This is a genomic window from Collimonas sp., assembly GCF_044339385.1.
GTDB lineage: Bacteria > Pseudomonadota > Gammaproteobacteria > Burkholderiales > Burkholderiaceae_D > Collimonas.
The window spans coordinates 1-10367 of record NZ_JBIIVN010000090.1; the positions used below are offsets into that span (position 1 = coordinate 1).

The following is a 10367-nucleotide window of genomic DNA, read 5'->3' on the forward strand; positions in this document are numbered from 1 at the left end:
TTCAACTAATCCGGTTGTGAATTTTCTGAAGGATATGGCGGCTTCATTGGCGCCAGGCGAGCCGATTCATGCGTTGCTGTACGCGATTGCAATTGTATTCTTCTGTTTCTTCTACACAGCGTTGGTGTTTAACAGCAAGGAAACTGCTGACAACCTGAAGAAGAGCGGGGCGTTTGTACCAGGGATTCGTCCGGGTGAGCAAACTGCACGTTATATCGACAAGATTTTGATGCGCCTGACTTTGGTCGGCGCGGTCTATATCACGGTGGTCTGCCTGGTTCCAGAATTCTTGGTCGCTCGCTGGAAGGTGCCTTTCTACTTCGGTGGTACATCGCTGTTGATTATCGTTGTAGTCACCATGGATTTCATGGCGCAGGTACAGAATTACGTGATGTCGCAGCAATATGATTCGCTGCTTCGTAAAGCAAATTTCAAGGGCGTCGTTTCGACGCGTTAAGTTGAAATGAACGACCAGAGGAACCAGTAGACCGAATGGCAAAAGACGACGTTATCCAGATGCAAGGCGAGGTTCTTGAGAATCTCCCGAATGCAACATTTAGAGTCAAGTTGGAAAACGGACATATCGTCCTCGGTCATATTTCTGGCAAGATGCGCATGAACTATATTCGCATCCTCCCAGGAGATAAGGTGACGGTAGAATTGACACCTTATGATTTAAGCCGGGCACGGATTGTTTTCCGTACCAAGTAACAGCAATTAGAACCTAGAACGAAAGAGGGCAAAAATGAAAGTGCTCGCATCAGTCAAGCGGATCTGCCGCAACTGTAAGATCATTAAGCGCAAAGGCGTTGTCCGCGTCATTTGTACAGAACCGCGCCATAAACAGCGCCAGGGTTAACTAACGTTATTGATCGAGGAATAACGAATGGCACGTATTGCAGGGGTAAATATCCCAAATCATCAGCACACTGTTATCGGCTTGACGGCCATCTACGGTGTTGGCCGCCCACGGGCAAAAGAGATTTGCGACAGCACGGGTATTTTGACTACGAAGAAGATCAAAGATCTCGACGATAACGAGCTGGAAAAGCTGCGCGACGAAATTGCAAAATTCGTCGTTGAAGGTGATCTGCGTCGTGAACTGTCGATGAACATCAAGCGTTTGATGGATCTGGGTTGCTACCGTGGTATGCGTCATCGCAAAGGCTTGCCTTGCCGTGGTCAACGCACTCGTACCAATGCTCGTACCCGTAAGGGCCCGCGCAAAGCCGCTCAATCGCTGAAGAAATAATTATTAGTCAGTTGAGGACAGAGTAACGCGCTGCACTTCAGCAGTTTTTACACACTGTCCTGCAATTACTAAAATTAGTCGGATTCAAGGAAACTATTATGGCAAAGTCCCCAAATAACGCCGCAGCAGCACGTGTGCGTAAAAAAGTTAAAAAGAACGTTGCTGAAGGTATCGCGCATATCCACGCGTCTTTCAACAACACCATTATCACGATTACCGATCGTCAAGGTAACGCGTTGTCGTGGGCGACATCTGGTGGTGCTGGCTTTAAAGGCTCCCGCAAGTCGACTCCGTTTGCAGCGCAGGTTGCAGCCGAAGCCGCTGGTAAAGTGGCGGTGGAATGTGGCGTAAAGAACTTGGAAGTGCGTATCAAGGGCCCAGGTCCTGGTCGTGAGTCCGCTGTTCGCGCCTTGAACAATCTGGGTATCAAGATTACTCAGATTCAAGACGTTACGCCAGTACCGCATAACGGTTGCCGCCCTCCAAAGCGTCGTCGTATCTAAATCTGCAAAGATGTTCGCTATTGCCTGGCAATAGCGTATGCAAGTAGCCCGCCAATGATCTTGGCGGGTTTTGTTCTTAAGCCCACCGTCTGATTGAAAGTAAATCAGACTAGCGCCAGGTTGGTTCTCGACCGCAAAAGGCAGTCATGCCCCGGCGTCATATTTTGAAAAGGAAGCATCGTGGCACGTTATATCGGACCTAAAGCAAAACTTTCCCGCCGTGAAGGCACGGACCTGTTCCTGAAGAGCGCACGCCGCTCGCTGGATTCCAAGTGCAAACTGGATTCCAAGCCAGGTCAACACGGCCGCACCTCCGGCGCCCGTACCTCCGATTACGGTAACCAATTGCGCGAAAAGCAAAAGGTCAAGCGTATGTACGGCATTCTGGAGCGTCAGTTCCGCCGTTACTTCGCTGAAGCCGATCGTCGCAAGGGCAACACCGGTGAGACGCTGCTGCGTTTGCTGGAAGCGCGCCTGGACAACGTCGTCTATCGCATGGGCTTCGGCTCCACGCGTGCTGAAGCTCGTCAGTTGGTTTCGCACAAGGCATTCACCGTCAATGGCAATGTTGTCAACATCGCTTCGTACCAAGTGAAGACCGGCGACGTGATCGCTTTTCGTGAAAAAGCCAAGAAGCAAGTGCGTGTCGTTGAAGCGCTGCAACTGGCCGAACAAGGCGGCATGCCATCGTGGGTGTCGGTTGATGCGAAGAAGATGGAGGGTACTTTCAAGTCCCTGCCAGACCGCAACGAAATCGCTAACGACGTCAACGAATCGCTGATCGTCGAACTGTACTCCCGTTAATTTCAGTTTTCCGGTCGCACCTCAATTCGGGTGCGACTATTTCATCAGGGTGCCTCTGACGATCCTAGCGATTGTCCGCGGCACCCTTAATGCCATCAGCCTTATCGGTGTAACGAGCCGAGGGTATTGAAAAGGACATTTCATGCAAAACAGCTTGTTGAAGCCACGTATTATCGAAGTAGAAGCACTGGGTGCCGGTCACGCTAAAGTCGTGATGGAGCCGTTTGAGCGCGGCTATGGCCACACGTTGGGCAACGCATTGCGCCGCGTGCTGCTGTCGTCGATGGTTGGCTATGCGCCGACTGAAGTGACGATCGCTGGTGTGGTTCATGAATATTCGTCACTCGACGGTGTGCAGGAAGACGTAGTCGATATCCTGTTGAACCTGAAGGGCGTCGTGTTCAAGTTGCATAACCGTGACGAAGTCACCCTGACATTGAAAAAAGATGGCGAAGGCGCGGTCCTGGCTTCCGACATCGATCTGCCGCATGACGTAGAGCTGGTCAATCCTGAGCACGTTATTGCCCATCTGACCGCCGGTGGCGCGTTGGACATGCAGTTCAAGGTAGAAAAAGGCCGTGGCTATGTCCCGGGCAACGTTCGTCGTTTGACTGAAGATGCGAACAAGACCATTGGCCGTATTATTCTGGACGCATCGTTCTCGCCAGTGCGCCGTGTTTCCTACGCGGTTGAATCGGCACGTGTGGAACAGCGTACCGACCTGGACAAGTTGGTCATCAACATTGAAACCAATGGCGTGATTACTCCGGAAGATGCGATTCGTCAGTCGGCCCGCGTTCTGGTCGATCAATTGAACGTTTTCGCTGCTCTGGAAGGTACTGAAGCCGCTGCTGAAGCGCCATCCCGCGCACCGCAAGTCGATCCGATCCTGTTGCGTCCGGTTGATGATCTGGAGTTGACAGTACGTTCGGCGAACTGCCTCAAAGCAGAAAACATTTACTACATTGGCGATTTGATCCAGCGTAGCGAAAATGAGCTGCTGAAGACGCCAAACCTGGGTCGCAAGTCCTTGAACGAAATCAAGGAAGTTCTGGCGTCCCGTGGTTTGACACTGAGCATGAAGCTGGAAAACTGGCCGCCTGCAGGATTGGAAAAGTAATATTTGTTGTAAGCCCGGGGGTGAGATAGAATCTCGCCTCCGGGCTAGCTAGTGTTAAGCCCGTTGTATTTAACTTGTTGTATCGATTGTTGTACTCATTTCAACCGGCCCGCGACCTGGCCATGCCAAAGTCGATCGAAGAGCTGGATGTAAACTCAAAAAACTGAAAGGAATTACCATGCGTCACCGTCACGGCCTCCGTAAATTAAATCGTACTTCTTCCCACCGTCTGGCCATGTTGCGCAACATGACTGTCTCGTTGCTGCGTCACGAAGCAATCAAGACCACCTTGCCGAAGGCAAAAGAACTGCGTCGCGCGATCGAACCGATCCTGACGCTGGGCAAGACAGACACTCTGGCAAACAAGCGCCTGGCGTTTGCTCGCCTGCGCGACCGTGAAATGGTCCTGAAGCTGTTCGCCGAACTGGGCCCGCGCTACGCTACTCGTAACGGCGGCTACCTGCGCATCTTGAAAATGGGTTTCCGCGTTGGCGATAACGCGCCTATGGCGTATGTTGAACTGGTAGACCGTCCAGAAGTCAGCGACGCTGCTGAAGTGCCGACGGCGGACTAAGCATCACCAGAATTGCTGCGTTAAAATAAAAAGCCAGGCCTTGCCTGGCTTTTTTGTTGCCTGTACGTCTCGCCGTCCGCTTCTGGCCGTGCAGTAGCGCCGATTATTGTAAGGAATCTGGGGGCAAAGTCGACTATGTCGGAAGCGTTGCTTATACTCACTAACTTGCCTGGGTTAGCCGAAGCGGAAACCATCGCACGGCACCTGGTCGAACGCAAATTGGCGGCTTGTGTCAATATCTTGCCTGCCGTGCAGTCGGTATATCGCTGGGAGGGCGTGGTGGAACAGGCCAGTGAGGTCACATTGTTGATTAAGACCTCCTCGAGTCGTTATGCCGAGCTGGAAGCGGCGATCAAGGCGCTCCACCCTTATGCGCTACCGGAAATTATTGCGATACCGATAGCGGCCGGTCTGCTGGCCTATTTGAACTGGATTACCGCTGAAACTCAAAAGGATGTGAATGTTTAAGCTGCTCAAGCAATTGCCGGTTTTGGTGGTCATGATATTGACGTTCGGAGTCGCACACGCTGACGATGACGATTACCTGGCGCCCGAAGTCGCCTTCAAATTTTCCGCACGGATGGTGGATGCAAAGACCGCCGAAGTCAGCTATGCGATCGCGGACGGCTATTACATGTATCGCGAGCGCTTCCATTTCAAAGCCGAAGGTGCGACCTTGGGCGAGCCGCAGATCCCGGCCGGAACCGTCAAATTCGATCAGACATTCAACAAGAATGTAGAGACCTATCACCATAGCGTCACGATTCGCTTGCCGGTTGAGGCAAACGGCAGCTTTACGCTGATTTCCACCGGCCAGGGTTGCGCCGACAAGGGCTTGTGCTACCCGCCAATGGACTCGCGCATCAGCTTGTCTGCGACCGGCGCCAGCGGTGGCGGCCTGTTGAGTGCGATGGGGATAGGTAGTGGCGGCAGTGTCGCCGCCGATACGCCGCAATCGGTTGCCGCGAACAATACTTCCCAACCTGCCCCGGTTGCAGCTGTTTCGCAAAACCCGGCACCGGCAACTGCCGCAGCTGATTCCGAGACTGGCCGCATCGAATCCTCGCTGAAGGGCGGCAAGCTGCTGGTGATCACGCCGCTGTTCCTGCTGCTCGGCCTGGGATTGTCGTTCACGCCATGCGTGTTGCCGATGGTGCCGATACTGTCTTCCATTATCGTCGGCGAAGGCACGCAAGTCAGTCGCCGCCGCGGTTTCCTACTGTCGGTGACTTATGCGTTGGGTATGGCGTTGGTCTACACGGCTCTTGGCGTGGCAGCGGGCCTGGCAGGCGAAGGGTTGGCGGCAACCCTGCAGAATCCTTGGGTGCTGTCGGCATTTGCCTTGCTGATGATATTGATGTCGCTGTCGATGTTTGGCTTCTATCAATTGCAATTGCCGGCGGCATTCCAAACCAAACTGACAAAGGCCTCTGACCGGCAATCCGCTGGCAAGCTGATCGGCGTTTTTGTCATGGGGGCGATTTCGGCATTGATCGTCGGTCCTTGTGTGGCAGCGCCGCTGGCCGGTGCTCTGGTGTACATCAGCCAGACACGTGATGTGGTGATCGGTGGCAGTGCTTTGTTTGCGATGGCTGTCGGTATGAGCGTACCGCTGATGCTGGTCGGTATTTCTGCCGGCTCGCTGTTGCCGCGCGCCGGCGCATGGATGGAGTCGGTCAAGCGGTTCTTCGGCGTGTTGATGCTGGCGGTGGCGCTGTGGATGGTTTCGCCGGTGATTTCGCCGCTGTTCCAAATGCTGGGTTGGGCGGCGCTGGGTATCGGCTACGGTGCTTACTTGCTGTGGGATAAATCATCGACTGCCTGGTTCGCCAAGGCTTTCGGGGTGGTATTCATGGTGTGCGGCATTGTGCAATTGGTCGGCGGCATTTCCGGCGGGCGCGATGTGTTTGCGCCCCTCGCACAGTTGGGGGGCCGCCAGGAAAGCGCCCATACCCAGTTCATCCGCGTCAAATCGGTTGCCGAACTGGATGCTGCATTGGCGCAGATCAATGGCAAAACCGCATTGCTGGATTTCTACGCCGACTGGTGCGTGTCGTGTAAAGAGATGGAAAAATTCACCTTTACCGATCCTCGCGTACAAGCGCGTTTTGGCGAAATGGTATTGCTGCAGATTGACGTCACCGCCAACAATGCCGACGACAAGGAGATGTTCAAACGCTTCAATTTGTTCGGCCCGCCAGGCATCATATTGTTTGACGGTGGGGGAAAAGAAGTCCCGCACGGCCGGGTGATTGGCTACCAAAATGCCGATAAATTCCTGCAATCGCTGGCACTTCTGGATCGAAAAAGTTAATCTCTTGTGGGGCTGTGGGGATCGCTTCGCCACGGTAACTCAGTAGCATCAGCCCGGTCGGCGTAGCGGCATCTGATGCGCAACAGGTGTCAGGCTTCTAACCGCAGGTTATGTAGATAGTTGATAAAGTTCGTTAGACTATCAGCGCCGCAACGCTATAGTTTTAGCTTGATGTATTATGCAATTCTGTGTAACTAAAGGAGACTGAAATGACTTTGCGCCTTGGCGACGTTGCGCCCGATTTCGAGCAAGATTCCTCCCTCGGGCCAATCAAGTTTTACGATTGGGCAGGCGATTCATGGGTGGTATTGTTTTCACATCCAGCTGACTTCACCCCGGTCTGCACTACCGAACTCGGTTTGACTGCCAAACTGAAATCACAATTCGAGCAGCGTGGCGTCAAAGTGATCGCCCTCTCAGTAGACCCGGCCGATAAGCATCAAGAATGGATCAAGGACATCAACGAGACACAAAATACTATCGTTGGATTTCCGATCATTGCCGATGCTGACCGCAAGGTATCTGAGCTCTACGATCTGATCCATCCTAATGCCAGTGCAACTGCCACCGTGCGCTCGCTTTTCGTTATCGATCCGGCCAAAAAAGTGCGTCTGATCATTACGTATCCGGCTAGTACCGGTCGCAATTTCGATGAAATTCTGCGCGTCATCGACTCTCTGCAACTGACCGACAATTATTCGGTGGCGACACCGGGCAATTGGAAAGACGGTGAAGATGTGGTTATCGTACCATCGTTGCAAGACCCTGAAGTGCTCAAGCAAAAGTTCCCTAAAGGTTACAAGGCGGTCCGTCCTTATCTGCGACTGACGCCACAACCAAACCGCGACTGATTATTTACCGATTAGCCGCGCTGCGGAATAAATAAAAAGCCCCGTCAGTTTGTTCTGGCGGGGCTTTTAGTTTGTGTTTAACCTGAGCCCGAAGCTGCGGCCAAGATCGTTCCTGTCGGTTGTTCAGCGCCGGTCCAACGCTTGACTCTCGAGGTAGCGTCGCCGTTGGAAGAATACCAGCATGATGACGATTACCAGTGCCATGCTGCCCATCGTCAGCCAGAAGCCCAGTGCGTTCTTGAGCAAGGGCATGACTTCGAAATTCATGCCGAAGATCCCGGTGATCAAGGTCAGCGGCATAAACAATGCAGTGATGACCGTCAACGTGCGCATGACTTCATTGGTGCGGTGCGCCACTGCCGAGAAGTGGATTTGCACCGCCGATTCGATCGATGACTCCAGCCGGCGAGCGTGATTCAACACGCGCGTGATGTGCTCCATCACGTCGTTGATGCGCACGAGCAGCAAGTCGCTGGCGCGGCTGATTTCGATGCCTTCGTTGAGATCGACGAAGTAATCGCGCAACTCCTGCATCGCATCGTGTTGTTCTTCGCACAGGTTTACCAGTTTGCGCAATTCGATCCGCGCATCTAGCAGCGCCATCCAGTCTTTGAACGGCCGCCGCGGATCGAGCAGAGCGCGCTGCCAACGGTCCAGTTGCGTCGTCAGCGGCTGCCGCAAATCCAGGTACTGATCGACCATGGCGTTGATCAGGCGCAGCAGCAAGTCTTCCGGTGAAATCGGCAGGCGTGCCGGATGCGGCGATTTTTCAGATGTGTTGCAATGTTCCAGCAGGCGCGTGCGTACCGCATCGATGGTTCGGCTGTAGCGTTCATGTACCGTGATTAGCGCATGTTCCATGATCAGGAATGTCACCGGCTGCGTGGAAAGCTTGCTCAGGGCCGCCGGGATGCGGCGCTTGCTGGTATCGGCCCCGGTCATGTCTGCTGAAGGCGCGTCACTCTTGGCGCCAGTCGTTGCAACGCGGTTGTCTGCTGCTGGCGGCGTGCCCGCGCTTCCATTGAGCATCAGCCTGCGAAACACCACCATTCCATAATCTTGCGTTGAATCGAAATACGATGGATGGTTCGGGTTGAGGGCATCCGTCAAGTGAGGATCGTATATCTGGGTGCCGGTTGCTCGTGTGATGGCGTTACGCCAGGCTTCCGGATCGGCTGCCACTTCTTCATGCGTGGCGTCGATCCACAGAAAACCTTTCAGCGGCAAGGCAACCGGGATTTCGCTGCTTTGCCGGACCTGGTTTTCACTGATGAGGAAGATGTCCATGCATGCTCTATAAAAATTTGAATCTGCGGCCGCACGCAAACACGGCCGCATTGCGCGCTGGATGCCCGCTTAGCTCTTCTTCAGATGCCGTGCAATGTCCAGCGCAAAGTAGGTGAGAACGCCATCGGCGCCGGCGCGCTTGAACGCCAGCATGGTTTCCATCATCGTCTTATCGTGATCGAGCCAGCCATTTTGCGCCGCCGCTTTGATCATCGCGTATTCGCCACTAACCTGATAGGCAAAAGTCGGTACCTTGAATTCATCTTTGACGCGACGTACGATATCCAGATACGGCATGCCGGGCTTGACCATTACCATGTCGGCGCCCTCCGCCAGGTCAAGCGCGACTTCATGCAATGCTTCATTGCTGTTGGCAGGGTCCATCTGATACGTATTCTTGTTACTTTTGCCGAGCGTTGCGGAAGAGCCTACGGCGTCGCGGAACGGTCCGTAGAAAGCCGAGGCGTATTTGGCCGAGTACGCCATGATGCGGGTGTAGATGTGGCGATGGGATTCCAGTGCAGTTCTGATGGCACCGATGCGGGCATCCATCATGTCGGATGGCGCGACGATATCGACCCCGGCTTCAGCCTGGGCCAGCGCCTGCTTGACCAGGATCGCGCAGGTTTCGTCATTGAGCACATAGCCGTCGGCATTCAGTACGCCATCCTGGCCGTGGCTGGTGTACGGGTCCAGCGCGACGTCGGTCAGGATGCCCAGTTCCGGGAAGCGTTGCTTCAGTTCGCGTACTGCGCGGGGAATTAATCCCTGTGGATTGGTAGCCTCGATGCCGTCAGGAGTTTTCAGGGATGGATTAATCACCGGAAACAGCGCAATGACCGGAATACCCAGGGCCACACATTCTTCGGCGACCTGCAACAGCAGGTCAATCGACAGCCTTTCAATACCGGACATCGAGCTGATTTTTTCACGCTGGTTCTTCCCGTCCAGAATAAATACCGGATAGATCAGGTCGGCGCTGGTGACTGTGTTTTCCCGCATCATTGCACGAGAAAAAGCGTCTTTGCGCATACGACGCATGCGGATGGCTGGAAATTGAGCGACTTTCGGATTATGTGGCATGGCAGTTTTTGACATATCTGGTGGGTGGAGTGCTGAATCGGCGCAACAAGGATCGTGGTTGCTCCGGGACGATGCACTTGCCAAGTGTTAACTCACTCTGACGGACGCCAACTGCCCGATCCGCCTGCGTCATCGCCGCAGGCATTGCACCGAGCAATTGAATCGGGCCTCAGCTAATATTTTCGCCGAAAAATGAAAAAATCGTGAACTTTTTCCGGCGCGCCTTCTCCTAGCAATAGGTGCATCATTCGCCTCCCGTTTCCCTCCCTGAGCGGGGCCGTATCGCTTTTGGTGATAAGGCATTGTGCCCTGGAGATATTCCCCTTTCTCCGGGGCTTTTTTATTGCCGTTGGGTTTTTTGCCAAGATTATCCGCTTACAGCGAGTACTCATGTACGTCTGATTTTATATCCCGCTTTGCAGCCGGGGGATTTGCATCGGCATCCGGTTCATCTGAGCTTCCCTCGATTTTTCGTCTTCCAACAGGTGGCTTTTATGCCGCCTGTTTTTCCTGATGTTGCTCAGTGAGCCTGTCATCTAAATACTGGCAGGGTGAACGATAGCCAAGCGTCGAATGCTG

Annotated in this window: 13 protein-coding genes; 11 read left to right on the forward strand and 2 right to left on the reverse strand. The window is 53.8% G+C overall.

Translation table 11 applies throughout. The annotated features are described in order from the left end of the window. From ACIQ0R_RS07980 to ACIQ0R_RS08030, 11 genes are all read left to right on the forward strand, one after another. A partial coding sequence (locus tag ACIQ0R_RS07980) for a preprotein translocase subunit SecY (RefSeq protein ID WP_395825960.1) occupies positions 1-457 on the forward strand: 457 nt, incomplete at its 5' end. A gap of 35 nt (positions 458-492) precedes the next feature. Then, complete coding sequence (infA, locus tag ACIQ0R_RS07985) at positions 493-711, forward strand: translation initiation factor IF-1 (RefSeq protein WP_008642956.1); 219 nt, start codon at positions 493-495, stop codon at positions 709-711. Positions 712-745: 34 nt separating this feature from the next. Then, positions 746-859 carry a 50S ribosomal protein L36 gene (gene rpmJ, locus ACIQ0R_RS07990; RefSeq protein ID WP_014004415.1) on the forward strand — a complete coding sequence of 38 codons (114 nt, stop codon included), beginning with the start codon at positions 746-748 and terminating at the stop codon, positions 857-859. 27 nt (positions 860-886) lie between these two features. Next, on the forward strand, positions 887-1252 hold the full coding sequence (rpsM, locus tag ACIQ0R_RS07995) for a 30S ribosomal protein S13 (RefSeq protein ID WP_395825965.1): 366 nt from the start codon (positions 887-889) through the stop codon (positions 1250-1252). 98 nt (positions 1253-1350) lie between these two features. Then, positions 1351-1755, forward strand: coding sequence for a 30S ribosomal protein S11 (rpsK, locus tag ACIQ0R_RS08000; protein WP_014004417.1), 405 nt, complete (start codon positions 1351-1353; stop codon positions 1753-1755). Positions 1756-1935: 180 nt separating this feature from the next. After that, positions 1936-2559 carry a 30S ribosomal protein S4 gene (rpsD, locus tag ACIQ0R_RS08005; protein WP_395825968.1) on the forward strand — a complete coding sequence of 208 codons (624 nt, stop codon included), beginning with the start codon at positions 1936-1938 and terminating at the stop codon, positions 2557-2559. Positions 2560-2701: 142 nt separating this feature from the next. Beyond that, positions 2702-3679, forward strand: a complete 978-nt coding sequence (locus tag ACIQ0R_RS08010) for a DNA-directed RNA polymerase subunit alpha (protein ID WP_395825971.1) — start codon at positions 2702-2704, stop codon at positions 3677-3679. A 178-nt stretch (positions 3680-3857) separates the two neighbouring features. Continuing rightward, complete coding sequence (gene rplQ / locus ACIQ0R_RS08015) at positions 3858-4253, forward strand: 50S ribosomal protein L17 (RefSeq protein WP_395825974.1); 396 nt, start codon at positions 3858-3860, stop codon at positions 4251-4253. 135 nt (positions 4254-4388) lie between these two features. Then, positions 4389-4721 (forward strand): divalent-cation tolerance protein CutA, encoded by a 333-nt coding sequence (cutA, locus tag ACIQ0R_RS08020; RefSeq protein ID WP_395825977.1) that lies wholly within the window; start codon positions 4389-4391, stop codon positions 4719-4721. After that, the gene (gene dsbD, locus ACIQ0R_RS08025) at positions 4714-6567 is read left to right on the forward strand and encodes a protein-disulfide reductase DsbD (RefSeq protein WP_395825980.1); all 1854 of its coding nucleotides are present in this window, start codon (positions 4714-4716) and stop codon (positions 6565-6567) included. Before cutA ends, dsbD begins: the two co-directional genes overlap by 8 nt. Before the next feature lie 209 nt (positions 6568-6776). Beyond that, the gene (locus tag ACIQ0R_RS08030; RefSeq protein WP_395825983.1) at positions 6777-7418 is read left to right on the forward strand and encodes a peroxiredoxin; all 642 of its coding nucleotides are present in this window, start codon (positions 6777-6779) and stop codon (positions 7416-7418) included. Between the two features lie 123 nt (positions 7419-7541). On the opposite strand, the gene ACIQ0R_RS08035 is transcribed toward ACIQ0R_RS08030, so the two are convergent. Continuing rightward, complete coding sequence (locus ACIQ0R_RS08035; protein ID WP_395825986.1) at positions 7542-8705, reverse strand: magnesium transporter CorA family protein; 1164 nt, start codon at positions 8703-8705, stop codon at positions 7542-7544. A gap of 69 nt (positions 8706-8774) precedes the next feature. Further along, positions 8775-9788, reverse strand: a complete 1014-nt coding sequence (gene hemB, locus ACIQ0R_RS08040; RefSeq protein WP_395825989.1) for a porphobilinogen synthase — start codon at positions 9786-9788, stop codon at positions 8775-8777. Between the last annotated feature and the right edge of the window lie 579 nt (positions 9789-10367).

Coding starts and splice junctions, on each gene's coding strand:
- ACIQ0R_RS08010 (WP_395825971.1), top strand. CDS start 2,702: ATGCAAAACAGCTTGTTGAAGCCACGTATTATCGAAGTAGAAGCACTG.
- cutA (WP_395825977.1), top strand. CDS start 4,389: ATGTCGGAAGCGTTGCTTATACTCACTAACTTGCCTGGGTTAGCCGAA.
- rplQ (WP_395825974.1), top strand. CDS start 3,858: ATGCGTCACCGTCACGGCCTCCGTAAATTAAATCGTACTTCTTCCCAC.
- rpmJ (WP_014004415.1), top strand. CDS start 746: ATGAAAGTGCTCGCATCAGTCAAGCGGATCTGCCGCAACTGTAAGATC.
- ACIQ0R_RS08030 (WP_395825983.1), top strand. CDS start 6,777: ATGACTTTGCGCCTTGGCGACGTTGCGCCCGATTTCGAGCAAGATTCC.
- rpsK (WP_014004417.1), top strand. CDS start 1,351: ATGGCAAAGTCCCCAAATAACGCCGCAGCAGCACGTGTGCGTAAAAAA.
- dsbD (WP_395825980.1), top strand. CDS start 4,714: ATGTTTAAGCTGCTCAAGCAATTGCCGGTTTTGGTGGTCATGATATTG.
- ACIQ0R_RS08035 (WP_395825986.1), bottom strand. CDS start 8,705: ATGGACATCTTCCTCATCAGTGAAAACCAGGTCCGGCAAAGCAGCGAA.
- infA (WP_008642956.1), top strand. CDS start 493: ATGGCAAAAGACGACGTTATCCAGATGCAAGGCGAGGTTCTTGAGAAT.
- rpsM (WP_395825965.1), top strand. CDS start 887: ATGGCACGTATTGCAGGGGTAAATATCCCAAATCATCAGCACACTGTT.
- hemB (WP_395825989.1), bottom strand. CDS start 9,788: ATGCCACATAATCCGAAAGTCGCTCAATTTCCAGCCATCCGCATGCGT.